Here is an 18185-nt window from a genome sequence, read left to right as displayed (position 1 = left end):
TTCTGGGGGGTGCATGAAGCCGTTCCGTGTCAACCTGTCGGTTGCCATTCTCACCTCACTCGCTACCCTCCTCCTCCTCTCCTGGCTGTTACTCAGCATCATCTCATTCACCACTGCACGCAAGGACCTGGTTGCCCAGAAAAACGAACAGGCCAGGGTCCTTTTGGCGACGTTCATCAGTGCGCTGCCGCCACGCCTGCGGCTACCGGCCGACCCGGCGTCGACCCCTGCCGGTCGCATTTCCGCCACCATCGGCCGGGAGCGGGACTTCCTGGATCTTCTGGTAACCGATGCCAATGGGGCACCGGTCTATTATATGAGCGCGAAGGGTAGCAAGCGGCCCGTAAACGAGGTCGAGATGCGGGAGACCGTGCGGAGCGGCAGGGAATCGTTCGTCGTTGCCGACAACGGACATGCGGTGGTCCGTTACGCGCCGATCGTCGAGTCGGGCGAAGTGGTCGGTGCGGCACGGTTGTCCCTGGCCTTCGGCAGCGAGTTCGAGCGGCTGGAATACTCGCGGCGGATCTTCTTTGCCTATTTTGTTCTCGATTTCCTCCTGCTGTTCGGTCTGGGGAGCTTCATGCTCCGCAGAATTGTGGTCCTGCCGGTGTCACGGCTACTTGCCGCTACCGAACGGATCACTGCCGGCGACTATTCCCACCCGGTCCACGGTGCCGGGAGTAAAGAGATCGGCGATCTTGCCGATGCGTTTAATCTGATGGTTCATTCCCTCAAGGTGAAAAAGGATGAAGTCGAGCGGTATGTTGCCTCGCTGGAAGAGGCGAACCGGGCGTTGCAGGTGGCAAGGGAAGAGACGATCCGTTCCGAAAAGCTGGCGTCGGTGGGGGTGCTGGCCGCCGGCATGGCCCATGAAATCGGCACCCCTCTTTCGGCGATTATCGGCTATGCCGGCATGTTGAGGGATGATCTGTCTGATGAGCCGGAAAAGGCCGACCAAGCCGACCGGATCGATCGGGAGGCGCACCGGATCGATCGGCTGGTGCGGGAGCTTCTCGATTATGCCCGTCCCCGGCAACCGGAATGCGAACGGTTCGCCATTGGTCCGTTCCTTGCCGAGACCGTGGCCATGCTCGACCGCCAGGGGCTGTTCAAGCGGGTCAAGGTCAGTCTGTTGGTTGCGGAAGGGCTACCGGAGCCGTTCATCGACCGGCACCAGCTCCTTCAGGTACTCATCAATCTGCTGGTAAATGCCCGCGATGCCATGCCCGACGGAGGAACTATTACGGTGTCTGCCGCACAGGCTTCGAACGTTCCTGAGATGGACCGGGCTGTGACCATAACCGTGCGGGATTCCGGTGAAGGTATTGCCCCGGAGCACCTGGACAAGGTGTTCGATCCGTTCTTCACCACCAAGGACCCGGGACGCGGGACCGGTCTCGGTCTTGCCATCTGCGCGCGGATCGTGGACGGGTTCGGTGGTAGAATAAGGGTCAGGAGCCAAAGAGCGGAAGGGACGGAGTTCATGGTCTGGCTGCCGGTGGCAGAGCCGAATGGCGAGGGAGAACAGGGTGAGCGCTGAGCCGCACCGCAAACGGATTCTCGTGGTGGATGACGAAGAGAGTCTGCGCCACATGCTGTCGGTCCTTCTCCGGAAACAGGGGTATAGCGTCGATACAGCGGAAAACGGCAAGGATGCCCTGGCAAAGGTCGGTAACGCCGGGTACGAGTTCATTCTCAGCGATATCATCATGCCGGAGATGGATGGCAAGTGCTTTCTTCAGGAGGCGGTCCGACGGAGAGTTCCCGCGACAATCATCATGATGTCCGCCTACGGCACGGTGGACACCGCTATCGAGTGCATGAAGCTTGGGGCATACGACTATGTTTCCAAGCCGTTCAAAAACGATGAAATAATCCTGGTACTGAAGAAGGCGGAGGAGCGGGAACGGCTCAAGGAGGAGAATTCCCGGCTAAAAGCGGAAATCAACCGGGAATATACCTTTGCGGATATCATCAGCAGGGCTCCTCGGATGCAGGAGGTTTTCGGCCTGGTCCGAAAGCTGTGCAATGTGAAAACCACTGTGCTGGTACAGGGGGAGTCGGGGACCGGCAAGGAATTGATCGCCCGGGCGCTGCATTCCACCGGGAGCCGGCGCCATGCCCCATTCGTGGCTGTCAACTGCGGTGCCATCCCGGAGAGTCTGCTGGAGAGCGAGCTGTTCGGCCATGTGAAGGGGGCGTTCACCGATGCCGTCTCCGACAAGGCGGGTCTGTTCGAGCAGGCGGATGGCGGCACCCTGTTCCTGGACGAGATTGGCGAGATGCCGCTGTCGCTTCAGGTGAAACTCCTGCGGGTGATTCAGGATGAGGAGATCAAGCGGGTAGGGGGGACAACGGCGAAAAAGGTGAACGTTCGGGTGGTCTCGGCCACTGCCAGGCGGTTGGATGAGGAGGTGGCTGCCGGGCGTTTTCGGGAGGACCTGTTTTTTCGGCTCAATGTCTTTACCATTTCCCTACCGCCGCTCAGGGAGCGGGTGGAAGACATTCCGCTGCTGATTGATATTTTCATCGACAAGTACGCCCACACCTTTGGCAAATCTGTGGGCAATTGTACTGCCGAGGCCCGCAAAGCTTTGGCTGCCTACACCTGGCCGGGCAATATTCGGGAACTGGAAAACGTGGTGGAGCGAGGGGTTATCCTTTGTGACCATGATTTGTTGGGACTGGAGTGCCTGCCGCCTCAGATAGCCGGTGACAATGATCTGCTCGGCCACTTTGCCCTTGCTGCTGATTCGCTGTCGATCAAACAATCCGAGATTGTTCTGGAGAGGGAACTGATCAGGCGTGCCCTGAACAAGACCAACGGTAACCGGACCCATGCGGCCCGGTTGTTGGAAATAAGTCATCGGGCATTGCTGTATAAGCTGAAGGAATATGGTATCGAATAGTCGGCCTGGTGTGGGCACAGCTGACGGCTACAGTGCTAGCCCTGAAAATTTTGCATAGCAACAGCTCGTTGCTCGCTGCTAACCATGAACTATTTGCGCAATGATGGTGTTGTTTCTTAAAATGCGCTGGAATTACAGCTGATTCCCTTTATCCGGTCGGCGGCATCCTAATTGCTTGACTTTGTTGCACCTTGCCGACGCCGGCGCTAGATGTAGGGCAATGAAAAAGCCGGTTACAACGGGTATGGCTCAGCTAAATATGTCCTCGATTGGTTGACATAATTCATAATCGTATAAAGTTTAATGTAGTGGCTGGGGTAAGAGACTAATAGTGAGGTGGCCTATGAAGGGGATTTGCGGAAGGTTTTTTGGCGGTATTGCATCTGTGTACCTGTTTGTGCTGTTGCTGCCCGTTGCCGCTCAGGCAGATCCGGGGAACCAGTACTGCATCACCCCGCCGTTCATCACCGCCGGCTTGAAGCCGAACCTGCTGCTGATGATCGATAACTCGGCCAGTATGTACGACCTGCAGTATCAGGATACCACCAACATGTACTGCGCCAATGCCCCCACAACCGCATGTACTACGGACTCAACCTGCTCTGCAGCCGGCATGCCCACGGGCTATTGTATAGCAAGCTCCACGACCACAACCACGACTACTGCGGCAGCCTGCACGAAAGATACGGACTGTCAGCCGCCCAATCCCGGCGGGGTTGTGGGTGATACCTGTTTCCTGGCAGGCAACAAAAAAAATACCTGTAAAACCGCTGTGGTGACCACGACCACGGTCACGCCGATAGCCTGTTCTGCGGATACGACCTGCAGCGCCATAACTGCCGGCGATACCTGTAACAATAAATGTAACTCCACTCGCCAGTGCTACGACACCAGCTACTCCGGTACGACCACGTACTACGGCTATTTCGATACTACCGCCACCTACAGCTATGATTTCACCACCAATAAATTCACGAGCGGTGCTGCGATGCCGGGGACCTGCACCTACTCGGCCGGAACGCCCAGTTATTTTTGTGTGAACACCGCGGGCACACCGGAGGCGGTGGTAACGACAGGTTCCACCGGATTTGTCGCGAGCGGCAACTTTTTGAACTGGCTCACCGCGTCCAAGTTCGACATCGAAAAAAAGATCCTGACCGGCGGTAAGTTCGATACCGTAAATAATGTCCTGGTCGCCGAGTCGCGCGGCTGCTCAGGGCGGGATTTTCTCAAGGCGGTATCGGGAGTGAATCTGACCTTCGCCATCAGGGGGGGGACGCCGGGAGGCATCGGCTCGACCCAGAGTCTGGCGACCGAGTACGGCCAGACGTACATCGAGATCTATGCGGGGGTCTATAACGCAACCGCCTGTCTTTCCGCGATGAATGACTGGATAGGCGTGGTGAGCGGCACTCCGCCGAATCTCGGCTCGTTTCAAAACGACAGCAAGTCCTGCGTGGGTGCGGGAAGCGGGGCACTCAACCCCACCAGCATGTGGAACCATGTGCTGCACAACTGCTACTGGGGCATCCTCAATATCGCCGGTGGATACTCCGGCAACCTGAGCCCCTTGGAAGGCGAGTGCCAATCCGTCTACGCCACTGTCCTTCCTTCCGCTATTACGGATCCGAATTCAGGGATTTCGATTTGCTCGAGTGCATTGACATATACTATCAACGGCATCACCTCCACGGGGTATTTGGGCGCATGCTATAACACCGTAACCAACACTTTTTCCAGCCCCTGTGACGTGACGCAGATACAGAATTACTGCAATGCAAACGTCACCACAAACCCGGTGGTGGACCCGTCGTCCACGTCCACTGCCACCACCAGTGCCACCATCCCGGGCTTTGTCATGCAACAGGGTCTGACTAATTTAACCCAAGTTGGGGTTTTGACGGCAAAGGTTGGCCTTGCCACACCGCCGACGGGATTGGTAGACAAATACAGCGACCGGATTCGCTTCGGCGCCATGACATTCCAGAATAACGGCTCGGGTTCCGAATGTGGCGGCACCGGTTCGATTCCGTGCGCAAAGGCGTGTTCCGTAAGCACGACAAGGATGTGTTATCTGAATACGGACTGCCCGAGCGGGGAGACCTGTGGCGCGCTCTCTCTGACGGATGGCGGTAAAATCATCTCTTACGTCGGTGCGGGCAGCTGTTCGGTCACGACAACAACCGCCTGTAACGTCGACTCGGATTGCTCCGGCCTTACCCCGAGCGGTCAGTACTGCGTACCGTCAAAGGGGAGTCACAGTGCCGGACTCATTAAAAGTATTGACGACATTCCGGCAACTTCATGGACACCTTTTGCCGAAGCTTTCTACTCTGCCATGGGGTACTTCGCCCGGACGAACGATTATACCGTTTCACCGCCGACGAGCAGAAGCGATGCCAATTTCAGCTCGCTCCCCGCTCCTAACACGGCGACGAGCTACGACACCAGCAAAAATCCGTCGCAGTACCGGTGCCAGTCGAACAATGTCCTGCTTATTACCGACGGGATGTCCACGGCCGACCAGAACACGGCTTCCGAGTCCCTGGCAACGCTGTATGCCTCCCAGGTTCCCTATATCACCAAGACCGGAACTACTTACAATCCGGGGAGTACGGGCTATGACCCGGCAAAAAACCACGGATACGATTCAACGGGCAAATGCCCGGCATATTCCGGGAGCAGGAGCATTGCCAACCTTGCCTGGGTGGCAAAAAACCGCAACATCAAGTCTACATCGTTGGCCAGCACGGCAATCACGACCACTCCTCAGGCGGCGAGTGAATCCATCTCGACCTATGTGGTCTACTCAGGACCTCAGACGAGCGGTCAGCCCGATCTTTGTGATCCGAAAACGCTCATGACCAATACTGCCACCAACGGTGGAACAACGCTTTTTGCGGCAGCCGACCCCACGACCCTCTACGGCCAACTCGACTCGGCATTCTCTACCGTTGCGGCCAAGGCGGCTTCGGGTACTGCGGCCTCCATTCTCAGCAACAGCGAGGGGAGTGGCGCCAATATTCTCCAGGCCGTTTTCTATCCGAAGAAAAATTTTGAAAACTCCACTTCTGCCTCTTGGATTGGTGAGATGCAGAACCTTTGGTACTATGTGGACCCCTACATCAATAACAGTACCATTAGGGAGGATACGGACGGAGATTTGAAACTGAATCTCATCAATGACTATGTCGCCCGCTTCGCTTTTGACTCATCTTCGAACAAGACCATGGTGCAACTCTACAAGGACATCAACGGCGACGGTAGCAGCTACACTGCCATCGGCGGCCTGATCGACCCGGATTACGTGAAGAGCATCTGGCGGGCCGGCAAACTCCTCTGGGCGCGCAATATCAGCAGTTCGCCCCGGACCATCAAGACCTCTATCAACGGCAGCACGCTGATCGACTTCTCTTCGGCCACTTTCCCCGGCGGCTCCGTGGCCAGTAATGCCGCAACTCTTGCTCCTTACCTCAATGTGACGGCCACCAATGCGCCGACGCTGATCAATTGGGTGCATGGCCAGGAGCAGGCAGGGTACCGGAGCAGGAGCGTCGACATCAAGGACCCGGTAACGAACAGTATCAGCAGCGGCGTCTGGCGACTGGGGGACATCATCTCCTCAACGCCCAGGGTGCAGTCAACCGTGAGGCTCAATACCTACAATCTGCCCCCCCCTGGCGGGTATAATGACAATTCCTACCTTTCCTACATCAACTCCAACCAATACAAAGGGCGCGGCATGGTTTATGTGGGGGGCAACGACGGCATGTTCCACGCATTCAATCTCGGTCTCCTGTCAGTGCAGGCATCCGGCTTCCAGAAGGCGACCCTGAGCGGCAGTAACCTGGGCAATGAGCAGTGGGCCTATATTCCCAAGAACGTCCTTCCCTACCTCCAATATATGGTCGATCCGGCTTACGGCCACCTTTACTACCTCGACGGCCGGACCTCCATCTTCGATGCCAGCATCGGCTACACCGGTGTCGGCACCTGCGTCCGGGGGACCTATGACACCTGCGACAAATCGACACTCGGCTCGGTAGTGGACAGCAACAATAATCTCGACGCGACGCGCAACACCTGGCGCACTGTGGTCATCGGCGGCATGGGGCTGGGGGGGGCCTCCCAGAAGACCTGCGCCGCCGGTGCCAACTGCGTGCAGACCCCGATTACCGACCCGAGTGACACGACCAATAATCCTGGACTCGGCTATTCCTCCTATTTTGCCTTTGACGTTACCGATCCAAACAGTCCTGCACTTCTCTGGGAGTTCAACAACCCTGCGCTGGGCTATGCCACCGGAGGGCCGGCCATTGTCCGTGTCGGCAACTCCCAGAAGAATGGCAAGTGGTTCGCGGTGTTCGGTTCCGGCCCCACTGGGCCGATCGATACCTCAAGCCACCAGTTCCTCGGGACCTCCAACCAGAATCTGAAATTCTTTGTCGTCGACTTGCAGAATGGAACTCTGGTCAAGACTATTGATACAAACATTCCCAACGCTTTTGTCGGTTCCATGATCGGAGGTGCCATCGATGTCGATAGGGCCAACCCGACGGCAGTGGGGAACTACCAGGACGACGCCATCTATGTGGGGTATGTGAAGCAAGCTGTTGATGGCACCTGGACCAAGGGAGGCGTTGGCAGGATAATGACCATGGAAAGTACTGACCCCAATGATCTGGTCAATCCGTGGCGCTGGAACGTGATCATCGACGATATCGGTCCGGTAACGACCGCCATTTCCCGGCTCCAGGACAAGAAGAACCGGAATCTCTGGCTCTACTTCGGCACTGGCCGGTATTTCTTCCGCAACAGCTCTTCTCTGGACGACAGTAGCGGCAGTCGGTCCCTTTACGGGATCAAGGATCCCTGTTACAACACCACCACCCTGCCGGGCAATTTGCTGGACAAAACCTGCACTGCCGCGATAACCGGATCTCTGGTCAACCAGACGAGTTCTGTTTCTGCGCTTGCCACCGGTGCTCCGGGATGGCAAATAGACCTAGATGCTGCTACTGCCTCTGAAGGTGCCGAGCGGGTGGTTACGGACACGGTTGCCCTTCCCAACGGCACGGTCTTTTTTACTTCATTCAAACCAACGATGGATATCTGTGGCTTTGGCGGCAATTCCTTCCTCTGGGGTGTCAAGTTTGATACCGGTGGCCAGGCGGATGCCGGCGCATTGAAGGGCAAAGCACTTATCCAGCTTTCCACCGGCGAGTTCAAGGAGGTTGACCTGTCCACTGCCTTTACTGACAAGGGGAATCGGCGCATGCAGACGCCAATGACCGGCAAGCCCCCTTCAGATGCTCCACCGATCATCAGTAACAGTCAGAATAAGCCGGTGAAGAAGATCCTTCACATTCAGGAACACTGACATGCGCAACCACGGCTTTTCGCTGATCGAGTTAATGCTTGTCATAGCGGTCATTGCCATCCTTGGGAGCATTGCCACGCTAAGCTGGCAATCGATGCAGAAAAAGGCCGCCATCGAAACCCAGGCGAAAACTATGTACGGTGACCTCATGGACGTCCGGTCACAGGCCCTCTACACCAAGAGAGCGCGCAGCGTGGCGATCAGCAGCGGCCTGTTCCAAGTCTATTCGTCTACTGTCACGTCAGTACCGCCTGTGTCGCAGAAGACCCTCGGATATGCCGTCGTCTGGAGTTCTGCAGGGACTATAACGTTTGATACCGCTGGGTTGGCCAACGGTAGCGAAAGGTCGCTCTGCGTTGATCCATACAACGATCTTACCGTGGTCAATGCGGCAGCCGTTGACAGCCTCGTTATTTCGGCGGCGAGAATCAATCTGGGCAAGCGCACCGGGGGGAATTGTGTCACTAACAACATTGAACAAAAATAGCAACGGATTCACTCTGGTGGAGGTAATGGTCGCCATTGTCATCATGATGGTTGGGATGCTGGGCCTTTTGGAAGCGGTGAATGTGGCAATGGAGTTCAATCTGAAGAACCAGTTGCGCGATGAGGCGGTATATATGGGTGAGCGCTACATGAACGAACTGAAAGGGCAGGGTTTCGACGCCATCGCTGCTACTTACGCGACGATTTCCACTGCCAGCAAGGTTCGGGGGGCCGGGAAAAGGATTTATGTGGACCGCAGTTCCCAAGTATTGTCGACCGACTCGGTAGGGCCGACTTCAAAGCAGCTGATTGTGGTGATCAGATGGAATTACAAGGGAATGCAGTACCAGAATAGGGTTATGGCCCCCATTTCCATAGCCCGATAACCGGCCGGTACGAATTATTATGCGATCGAGGAACAGAGCAATGATTATACAAGATACGCGAGGATTCACACTGATCGAGTTGATCATCGTGATGGCGATATTCCTGATTGTCATTATAATAACTGCGGGAACCTTTGATACCGTCGTTAAAAAGTCAATACAACAGTCCAAGTCGGTGGAGACCCAGATCGAGGGGATCGTGGGGCTCGAACTCCTGAGGGCAGACCTTGAGCAGGCCGGTTTTGGTCTCCCTTGGACTTTTCAGGCAGCACCTGCGGCCACCATGTACAGTGAAGTTGATGTGGCTGCATCGTACCCTACAGCCTTCTGGCCCATGGGAATTTCCGCTACTTCGTTCAATGATGCCCCGGCAAATCCTCCGCGCGCCATCCAGAGCAGCGAAACGACCTTCAATCAGGATAGCGACAGCCACGGGTCCAAGTATCTGGTCATCAAGTCCACGGTGGCGGGAACCAACGCCACTGCAAAAAAATGGACGAACGTATCGTTCTCCAGCGGTGGCAAGTCAATCCGGACGTGGGGGACGACTGACCGGGACCTGGCCTCATCCGATCAGGTCATCGTTGTCAAGAATTCGCTGATCTCGACCCCCCCCACCCGCCAGCTCATGGTGGATTCCAGTGGAAAATTTTACACCACTTTTGGTACCTATTCGACCTTGACCCTGCCCCACCAGGATGGCGATTCGTTTGTCATTTACGGCATAAGTTCCCTATCCTCGCTGAGGATGCCATTCAACCGTGCCGACTACTATGTGAGGAGTCCGGCGAAAATGCCGACATCCTGTGCACCCAATACGGGGATTCTGTACAAAGCAACGGCCACCCACTCGGGGGGGGGCTTTGATCCAGTAATGCCGCTCCTGGATTGTGTCGCCGATATGCAGGTCGTATACGGCCTTGATACCGGCATGGGGTTTGTCAACACCCATACGACTGTCGCACCGGCGACGCCTGATCTGATCAGGCAGCAGCTCAGGGAGATACGAGTTTACATTCTCGCCCAGGAGGGGACGAAGGATCTCTTCTTTACCTATCCCTCCCAAACCGTTGATGTGGGAGAATCGTTTGACGGCGGAGCAACGATCATGGGCAGAAGGTTCGATCTGCAGGCTCGGATCGGCGCGGGCTGGCAGAATTACCGGTGGAAAGTCTACACCATAGTCGTTCGCCCCAAGAACCTGATTCAATAACCGGCAGGCGGTGATCTATGAAACATCTGCGGAATCAAAACGGAATAGCGCTGCTTACGGCATTGATGTTTACCATGCTTATCCTCGGGATCATAATGACGCTCTTATACTACGTGCTGATCGGAACTAAAATGTCAGCGGCCCAGAAAGTCTATCGGAACTCGCTGGAAGCATCCTATGGGGGGGTCGAGGTCGTGACCAAGACAATTCTTCCTCTCTTAATGGCGAACTATTCGAGCAACCGGATTGTCCTCGCGAATAATCTTGGTGCGGCCGACAAACTCGGTTTGGTACTTGGGCCTAATCTCAGGGAAAAGCTTACCAAGCCCACTGCCGCTTGGGTCGATCCTGCCGGGAAAAGTGTCGACCCCAAGGTATCTCCTGATGCCGTTTTTACCTTGCAGGGAGCCAATCAGGGGGGGAATTTCAAGGTGTATAGCAAGATCGTCGATACTGTGCCTGGAGTAGGCCTCATTGACAGTAGTGGAATCGACTACCTTGATCCGGGAATTGGGGTAGCCGGGACGAATTCGAGTACGCAGACGCCAAGGACTCCAAGTCTCTTCACTATTGAGGTTCAGGGCGAGAAAGCCGTTAACCCGAATGTGAAGGCAGGGCTTTCGGTCCTTTATGCTTACTGATGTCATCTTGAGAATTGTCAAAGAACTTCAAATGGTTACAGCGGGCAAATTTAAATTGCTGAATTTGCCGTCACGGAGTCAGGTTATCGTCAGTTGCCCCAGCCGGAAAAAGCGAAACATCTTGATAGACCATGAGCACCTCCCGCATCTTCTGCTCGAACTCGGGATCACCTTTTTCAAGATAATAGCGAATCCGATGAGGTTTTATGTCGTGCTCATTCAAAATACGCCAGATGGTAGCCTTGACTGCACTCGTCAAGCGGGGAAATCCTGCTTCTGCGGCATGATTGGCCACATAGCGTGCAAGTGCAGATAGTGTCCATAACTCAGAAGCAAGCCCATGATCCTGGGCGTTGTGCATGCCAAGTTAACAACCCATGCTTTGGCGTCATCCAGAATTTCAGGCTCTTTGGGGCTGTGATATGTATCTTTCAACCCAGCTTGGGCTCCGGCAGCAAGAACCTTGTCAATGCATTTGTAAATAGCTGGTCTACTGATTCCGACATGGCGCTTAATGCTACTGATCTCAGCACCATTGGCATAATGGAGCAGCACTTTGGCACGAACTACTTCTCGTGCTGGTGCCGTCATAGAGCCTGAAAGCTCGGTAAGTAATTTTCTGCTTTCGTCAGAGAGTGTCAGTGGAGCCCGCATTGTTTTTTGTGCCATGATCGCCACCTCATGTGATTTGGGGCAATTATGGCAACATGGCATTATTTGTAAATAATTAGTGAAACGAACTACTCGCTATCCCGTCCAGCAATTGCCTCAGCCAGAAACTGAACAACTCAACCGCCCAGTGGACTGCGTGCACCGGGGCAGTTCTCAGCTCCGACCCGAAGCAGTCTCCTGACATTACCTTCACACTGGCAGGGGCCGGAGGCTCCGGTAATTACAAGGTCTACTCCAAGATTGTCGACGCGACACCGGGGAACTCCGATTCGTCGGGAATCGACTATCTCGAATCCGGGAGTGGAGTGACGGGAACCAGTTCAGGGGTCTCCCCCAAGCACATGCCCGGGATGTACCGGATAGAAGCGGCAGGAGAAAAAGAGGTTAACCCGAACGAGCGTGCTCTCCTCTCGGTTTTGTATGCGTACTGAAAAAAGTTACTTAAGTTCGGCCCAGACTTGACGAAGAAAAGCACATTAGATTTCTCATTCCAATTTTATTGATCAGGAGGTTCGGTAGCGCGTAATGCTCCAAAAGTATTACGTTTTTTTGTGTTAGTTAAATGTAGTTTTGCTTAATTTCTTGACAATATGTTTAATTACTGTAAATTTTGTGGAACTATCCAAAATTTCAATGGAAATTGCATGAAAACTAAGAATAGCCTAAAGAAAATCCGTGAGGCTAAGCTCATAAGCAAGGCTGAACTTGCCCGACTGGCCGGGGTTTCGGCTGTTACCATTGACCGGATTGAGCAGGGAGAAAATTGCCGGCTGGAAACCAAGCGGAAAATAATCCTTGCCCTCGGGTTCACCCTTGCCGAAAAGGAAAAAGTGTTTCAAGACCATTAACCAGGGACAGGGTCACACATGTTTTTTGCCAAGAAAAAAGAACTGGTTGGAATAGATGTGGGGTCTAGTTCGGTAAAGCTCGTCCAGTTGAAAGAGCAAAAAGGCAGCTATTCCCTGCAGAATGTCGGCATCTGGCGTTTGCCACCCGAGGCTATCGTCGACAACGCTTTGATGGACAGTTATACGGTGGTGGAGGCGGTGAAAGGACTTCTGAAGAGTCTCGCCGTCAAGGAAAAGGAGGCTTCAACATCGGTTTCCGGCAATTCCATTATCATTCGGAAGATAGCTCTCCCTGTAATGCAGCCGGAAGAGCTTGAAGAACAGATTCATTGGGAGGCGGAACAGTATATTCCCTTTGACATAAACGATGTTCATGTGGATTTCCAGGTTCTGGAAAGCGACGGGGTCGATCCTTCCAAGATGAGCGTCCTCCTTGTTGCAAGCAAGAAGGATATCATCAATGACTATCTATCGGTGTTCAATGAAGCAGGCATAAAGCTGGTGGTCATTGATGTCGACTCCTTTGCAGTTCAAAATGCTTTTGAACTCAACTATGAAGTGAATCCGGATGAAGTTTGTGCCCTTATTAATATAGGGGCAAGTATCATGAACCTGAACGTAGTTCATGCAGGGACATCGCTCTTTACCCGCGACGTTCAAATGGGAGGCAACCTTTTTACTGAAGAGATCCAGAAACAGTTTGGCTTGAGCGGGGAAGAGGCGGAGAGACAAAAGGTGACCGGTGATGCTGTCTCCGGGTCACGACTTCTGGATGTAATCGATAAGGTTAATGAAAATTTGGCGCTGGAAATTCGTCGATCCCTGGATTTCTACAATTCCAATGCTATTGAAGGAAAGATAAGTCGAGTGCTTATCAGTGGTGGTGCTGCAAAGACTCCACACCTGATTGACGCGGTAAGTCATAGACTCGGACTGCCTGTTGAAATCATGAACCCGTTCCAGAAGATAACGTTCAGCGAAAAGGAATTTGATCCCGAATACCTTGAGCAGATCGGGCCTCTGATGGCCGTGGCGGTTGGATTGGCGATAAGGAGGCTCGGCGATAAATGATCAGGATAAACCTTTTACCTGTCCGGGCTGCAAAAAAGAAAGAAACCGCCAGACAACAAACCACTATTGCCCTCATGTCGATAGCTGGCGTTCTCTTGATCTTCTTTGCCCTCTATTCAGTAACGCTTGGCAAAATCAGCGGCACCAAAAACGAAATAACCTCTGCGGAGAACGATATTCAGCAACTAAAGAAGAATATTGGTGAAATCGACAACATTAAAAAGCTTCAGGCTGAAGTGAAGAAAAAGCTCGATATTCTGGCCCAGCTCCGCCATGAAAAAACCGGCCCTGCGATACGGCTGGCGACCTTGAGTGGTGCTGTTCCGGAAAAACTTTGGTTGACCAAGTATTCTGAAGGGACCGGGACGGTATCTATCTCGGGAATTGCTTTCAGCGAGGAGCTCATAGCCGATTTCATGCGTCGTCTTCAGGCTTCTGCTGACTTCACGAACGTTGAATTGCAGGTTTCCGAGCAAGCTGAGGTAAGCGGCGTCAAGCTGAAAAGATTTGATATCACCTGCGTGTTGAAAAGTCAGAAGAAAGAGGACCCTCCCAAAAAGTAGTGAATTGGCACATTGCAGGACACCATTGAGGATATGGCATGGATCCACGTATTGATAAAATTCTGAAGTTGCCGACCCGACAAAAGGTCATGATCCTGGTTGCCGTGGTGCTACTGATTGGAGCGGCTCTTTACTTCAGTCTGCTGCAGCCCAAGATGCAGGAGTTGAAGGATCTGCAGACTAAGTTGGATGGGTTGCGGTCCGAGGTTCAGGAGAAGAAGCAGGTTGCCGACAATCTGCCAAAATTCAAGTCTGAGTACGATAAGTTGCAAAAGGAGTTAGATAGCGCTCTTACCGAGCTTCCCAACCAGAAGGAGATTCCGTCCCTGTTGACCAGCATCACGAGTGCCGGAAAAGGTGCAGGGCTCGACTTCTTACGATTTGCACCCAAACCGGAAGTGCCCAAGGATTTCTACGCTGAAGTGCCGGTGGATATCGTTGTGTTCGGTTCGTACCTTAGCCTTGCCAATTTCTTCACTACCGTTGGTAACCTGCCCCGGATCGTCAATATGCAGAATGTTACTTTTTCAGACATCAAGACGGATAGGGGGCGTACTCTGGCAAAGGTTACCTGTCTGGCGACGACCTTCCGCTTTCTCGACAAGAAAGAGATCAAGGATGACAAGAAGAAATAATGTTGCGGTATTCTTGCTGACCTGTTCCCTTGCGTTCACTCTGGTGTGTGGATGCAAGAAGGAAGTATCGTCTCCTCCTCCCCAGCAGGCGCAGCCCGCCAAAACTGCTGCGCCTGCGTCTGCCGTTCACAAGTCTATGACCAGCACCAAGTCGGGTGTCCAAAAAACGATATCGGCTGCTCGCATCGCAACCGTCGGCTCAATTGATTTCACAAGCAAAAAAGATCCTTTCAAGCCGGCAGTTACGGCTCCTTTGCCGACAGACAAAAATAGTGAACAGGTAGTAAAAAAATCCGGTGATCTGTTGCCGATTCTAAGTTATGAAACGGAGAAGTTCAAAGTCGTTGGAATCATAACCGGCATCAAGGAAAACAGGGCACTCCTGATTGATCCTGCGGGAAAGGCCTATGTCGTAAGGCAAGGGATGGCTGTTGGGAGTAACAATGGTGTCGTTGCAAAAGTCAACCTCAACTCTGTGGAGATTGTGGAGAAGTTTCGGAACGACGACGGCCGCGTACGAAAAAGGACCGTAAAACTTACCCTGACCAGGAAAAAGTAAGGAGATTTACAGATGAGAGTGCACTGGTCCAGAATACGTCAGGGGAGCATGCTCCTCATATTGCTGGCAGCGCTTACCGGTTGTGCCGAGCGCATGGCGGCCGTCAAGCCGTCGGTTGTTGCGGCGCCGGACGAACCGGCTGAAATCAAAGCCATCAAGGTTTCTGATGACGGCAAACAGGTGGAAATTACTGCCAGCAAGCCTCTGACCTATACATTTTACCGGACGGCAAATCCCGCCAAAGTGGTTGTTGATCTGGCCCAGACTATGCCCGGTGCTGCCAAGGGCATTCAGGAGGTCAACAAGGGGGAGGTTAATAAGGTAGACGTGACCAGTCACAGTTTTGGGACCGGCTCACTCAGCCGCGTTGAGATTTTCCTGGCCCGGGATGCCGAATTTACCGTATCCGCAGACCCGGTTGACAAGAGCAGGCTGGTTGTATCATTGTCGGCTCCGCCAGCAGCGACGTCGATAAAGACGGAACAGGTTTTGACTCCGACGGTAGCCCCAGAAAAGGTCGCAACAGGTACGGTCCCGGCTCCCCAGACGGAAGCCAAAGCGGAATCGGTCGCGCCTGCTGCGGCCAAGGCTGAGGTGCCGGCAGCGCAGCCCACTTCCGCCCCCGTAGCACAATCTACTCTGGTTCAATCGGTTGAAAAGCCGAGTGAACCGGTACACGCTGAAAAGGAGAAAACGCCGGCATCTGAGGGTAAATCGTTAACAGCCATAACAAAGGCCTCTGATGGCATTCTCGTTGAAGTAAATGGTGGTGTCGAAGCCTACAACTCGTTTAAACTGACCAAGCCGGACCGTTTAGTCATTGATATTCCCGGCGTGAAAAGTGGTCTGTCATCCAAGACAGTCGATATCAACGGTTTCGGACTCGGCAAGGCACGGCTGGGACCTTCTGCGGAAAAGGTCCGGATCGTATTCGATGCGTCGCAGGGAGTTCTGCCCCACTATCAGATCAGTAAGAGCGCTACGGGTTTGAAAATCGTTTTTGGCGACACGCCGGTTCCCAAAAAACAGGAAGCAACCGCGGCACCGGTGGCACCGACGGTCGAAGCACCAAAGGTTGCCGCGGCCGCTGCTGAACCATCTGCTGCTCCAGTGGCAGCCGAATCTGAAGCAACTCCGGCGCCGGTCAAGAAGTCCGTTCACCCCGGAGTTGCCACTGTAGAAGCGATCGACTTCTCGCAAAAGGACGGTAGCGCCCGTCTCGCCATCAGGGTCAGCGGAGATTGTGTCGTTGGCAAACCCTCAAAAGTTGCCAAAGGGGTTTCCCTTACACTGAAAAACTGCCAGCTCCCGAAAAAGCTGCAGCGATCACTTGATACAAGCGGGTTCACCAGCGTGGTTCAGGGCGTAACTCCCTATGCAGTCAGGGTCAAGGGGGGAACTGATGCACGGTTTCTGGTAAAGCTCCGTAGCGAGGCCCCTGCTACCGTAACGCGCGACAATGATCGTGTTATCCTGAGCATCAAGGATACGTATCAAGCCGAAGAGTCCCCCATGGCTAAGGCCGCTCCAAAGGCCAAAGAGGAGAAGGCAGCCGAGGAGATGTCGCTCCCGGACAAGACGGCACAGGATTCGGCACCTGCCGCTGGTGCGAAAAAATACACCGGGCGTCGCATCAGTCTTGAGTTTTCGGATGCCGACATCAGGAAGATTTTTCAACTGATTGCCGAAGTGAGCAACCTGAATATCCTGGTTTCCGACGATGTCAGCGGAACCATTAGCCTGAAGCTGGTGAACGTGCCATGGGACCAGGCCCTGGATGTAATCATGGAAAACAAGGCGTTGGCCATGCAGCGGGACGGTAACATCGTGCAGATCCGGCCAAAGTCCAAGATAAAGTCTCTGGATGAAGAAGAGAGGGATCGGATTCAGGCTGAAGTGCGGAAGATGGATCTCAAGACCGTCATCTTCGATGTCAATTTTGCCAACATCGCCGATATTGAAAAGCAGTTCAAGGCCATCTCATCCGCCAATTTTCGGACCGATGTGACTGTTTCTTCAGATGCCCGTACCAACAAGGTGATCGTTGTCGATGTGGAACCGGCCATCAAGAAAATGAAACTGCTGCTGGAATCCCTGGATGTGCCGGAGAAACAGGTAATGATCGAGGCGCGCATCGTTGAGGCCTCGTCCAACTTTACCCGGGATATCGGAGTGCAGTGGGGCTTGAGCTATAAGGACGGCTCGGCCAGTTTTGCCAACCTCAATTCGGTCACCACTTCCCTGGGCGGTGTTGTGTCGACGGTGCTGCCGACAGTCACTACCGGCGGGATGGCAACCGGCATGTCGTTCGGCAAGCTGACCAGCAATGTACAGCTGGACCTGCGTCTTTCGGCGGCGGCCACCATCGGTCAGGTGAAGATCATCTCCACGCCTAAGGTGCTCACAGTCAACAACAAGGCGGCCAAGATATCCCAGGGCCAGTCCGTTCCGTACCAGACCGTGTCGGCGGAAGGAACCAAGACCGAGTTCGTTGAAGCGGCCCTGACCCTGGAAGTAACCCCGCACATCACTGCCGATGGTAGTGTTTCCATGAAGATCAAGGCCTCCAACAACTCGGTGGGGAGCGGCACACCGCCGCCGATCAACAAGAAGGAGGCAACTACCGAACTGGTGGTGAAGAATGGTGAGACCACGGTCATTGGCGGTATCTATGTGGATTCGGATACGGAGACCGACACCGGCGTGCCGTTCCTTGCTGACATCCCGTTGTTCGGCTGGCTGTTCAAGTCGAATACTAAAACCAAGCTCAAAAATGAACTGTTGATCTTTATTACTCCGAAGATTGTATCTTAAGCGATTTA

13 protein-coding genes and 1 pseudogene are annotated in these 18185 nt (G+C 53.9%); 13 read left to right on the top strand and 1 reads right to left on the bottom strand.

From position 1 onward, the window contains the following. Positions 1-13: 13 nt before the first annotated feature. From JN12_RS03835 to JN12_RS03805, 7 genes are all read left to right on the top strand, one after another. Positions 14-1540, top strand: a complete 1527-nt coding sequence (locus tag JN12_RS03835) for a sensor histidine kinase (RefSeq protein ID WP_145018409.1) — start codon at positions 14-16, stop codon at positions 1538-1540. After that, positions 1530-2909 carry a sigma-54-dependent transcriptional regulator gene (locus JN12_RS03830; protein ID WP_281287709.1) on the top strand — a complete coding sequence of 460 codons (1380 nt, stop codon included), beginning with the start codon at positions 1530-1532 and terminating at the stop codon, positions 2907-2909. Before JN12_RS03835 ends, JN12_RS03830 begins: the two co-directional genes overlap by 11 nt. Before the next feature lie 385 nt (positions 2910-3294). Continuing rightward, positions 3295-8289: a pilus assembly protein gene (locus JN12_RS03825; RefSeq protein ID WP_145018403.1), complete on the top strand. Its 4995-nt coding sequence runs from the start codon at positions 3295-3297 to the stop codon at positions 8287-8289. A gap of 1 nt (position 8290) precedes the next feature. Beyond that, complete coding sequence (locus tag JN12_RS03820; RefSeq protein ID WP_145018401.1) at positions 8291-8776, top strand: pilus assembly FimT family protein; 486 nt, start codon at positions 8291-8293, stop codon at positions 8774-8776. Between the two features lie 25 nt (positions 8777-8801). Beyond that, positions 8802-9161 (top strand): type IV pilus modification PilV family protein, encoded by a 360-nt coding sequence (locus JN12_RS03815; protein WP_170241832.1) that lies wholly within the window; start codon positions 8802-8804, stop codon positions 9159-9161. 40 nt (positions 9162-9201) lie between these two features. Further along, complete coding sequence (locus JN12_RS03810) at positions 9202-10374, top strand: prepilin-type N-terminal cleavage/methylation domain-containing protein (RefSeq protein ID WP_246125740.1); 1173 nt, start codon at positions 9202-9204, stop codon at positions 10372-10374. A gap of 17 nt (positions 10375-10391) precedes the next feature. Further along, complete coding sequence (locus tag JN12_RS03805) at positions 10392-11015, top strand: pilus assembly protein PilX (protein ID WP_145018395.1); 624 nt, start codon at positions 10392-10394, stop codon at positions 11013-11015. An 85-nt stretch (positions 11016-11100) separates the two neighbouring features. Here JN12_RS03805 and JN12_RS03795 read toward each other — a convergent pair. Next, positions 11101-11684 (bottom strand): annotated as a pseudogene (locus tag JN12_RS03795) (helix-turn-helix domain-containing protein); the annotation flags it as partial. Between the two features lie 647 nt (positions 11685-12331). On the opposite strand from JN12_RS03795, the gene JN12_RS03790 reads away from it, so the two are divergent. From JN12_RS03790 to pilQ, 6 genes are read left to right on the top strand one after another with little or no spacing between them, the layout of a single operon-like run. Next, on the top strand, positions 12332-12535 hold the full coding sequence (locus JN12_RS03790; RefSeq protein ID WP_145018387.1) for a helix-turn-helix transcriptional regulator: 204 nt from the start codon (positions 12332-12334) through the stop codon (positions 12533-12535). Between the two features lie 18 nt (positions 12536-12553). After that, positions 12554-13606 carry a type IV pilus assembly protein PilM gene (pilM, locus tag JN12_RS03785; RefSeq protein ID WP_145018384.1) on the top strand — a complete coding sequence of 351 codons (1053 nt, stop codon included), beginning with the start codon at positions 12554-12556 and terminating at the stop codon, positions 13604-13606. Then, entirely contained in the window at positions 13603-14169 is a 567-nt protein-coding gene (locus JN12_RS03780; RefSeq protein WP_145018381.1) for a PilN domain-containing protein, read from the top strand. Before pilM ends, JN12_RS03780 begins: the two co-directional genes overlap by 4 nt. A 38-nt stretch (positions 14170-14207) precedes the next feature. Further along, on the top strand, positions 14208-14804 hold the full coding sequence (locus JN12_RS03775) for a type IV pilus inner membrane component PilO (RefSeq protein ID WP_145018380.1): 597 nt from the start codon (positions 14208-14210) through the stop codon (positions 14802-14804). Beyond that, a complete protein-coding gene (locus JN12_RS03770) occupies positions 14788-15363 on the top strand; it encodes a pilus assembly protein PilP (RefSeq protein WP_170241830.1) in 576 nt (191 codons plus the stop codon). The genes JN12_RS03775 and JN12_RS03770 overlap by 17 nt, the downstream gene beginning before the upstream one ends. A 12-nt stretch (positions 15364-15375) precedes the next feature. Further along, complete coding sequence (pilQ, locus tag JN12_RS03765; RefSeq protein ID WP_145018374.1) at positions 15376-18177, top strand: type IV pilus secretin family protein; 2802 nt, start codon at positions 15376-15378, stop codon at positions 18175-18177. The last annotated feature ends 8 nt before the right edge of the window (positions 18178-18185 follow it).

It is taken from the genome of Geobacter argillaceus (assembly GCF_007830735.1).
GTDB classification, from domain to species: domain Bacteria; phylum Desulfobacterota; class Desulfuromonadia; order Geobacterales; family DSM-12255; genus Geomobilibacter; species Geomobilibacter argillaceus.
This window is presented reverse-complemented; position numbering and strand designations above follow the sequence as displayed.

Bases quoted from the DNA above. Each gene is read 5' to 3' on its own strand.
- JN12_RS03835 (WP_145018409.1), top strand. From the start codon at position 14: ATGAAGCCGTTCCGTGTCAACCTGTCGGTTGCCATTCTCACCTCACTC.
- JN12_RS03820 (WP_145018401.1), top strand. From the start codon at position 8,291: ATGCGCAACCACGGCTTTTCGCTGATCGAGTTAATGCTTGTCATAGCG.
- JN12_RS03815 (WP_170241832.1), top strand. From the start codon at position 8,802: ATGGTCGCCATTGTCATCATGATGGTTGGGATGCTGGGCCTTTTGGAA.
- JN12_RS03810 (WP_246125740.1), top strand. From the start codon at position 9,202: ATGATTATACAAGATACGCGAGGATTCACACTGATCGAGTTGATCATC.
- JN12_RS03805 (WP_145018395.1), top strand. From the start codon at position 10,392: ATGAAACATCTGCGGAATCAAAACGGAATAGCGCTGCTTACGGCATTG.
- JN12_RS03790 (WP_145018387.1), top strand. From the start codon at position 12,332: ATGAAAACTAAGAATAGCCTAAAGAAAATCCGTGAGGCTAAGCTCATA.
- pilM (WP_145018384.1), top strand. From the start codon at position 12,554: ATGTTTTTTGCCAAGAAAAAAGAACTGGTTGGAATAGATGTGGGGTCT.
- JN12_RS03780 (WP_145018381.1), top strand. From the start codon at position 13,603: ATGATCAGGATAAACCTTTTACCTGTCCGGGCTGCAAAAAAGAAAGAA.
- JN12_RS03775 (WP_145018380.1), top strand. From the start codon at position 14,208: ATGGATCCACGTATTGATAAAATTCTGAAGTTGCCGACCCGACAAAAG.
- JN12_RS03770 (WP_170241830.1), top strand. From the start codon at position 14,788: ATGACAAGAAGAAATAATGTTGCGGTATTCTTGCTGACCTGTTCCCTT.
- pilQ (WP_145018374.1), top strand. From the start codon at position 15,376: ATGAGAGTGCACTGGTCCAGAATACGTCAGGGGAGCATGCTCCTCATA.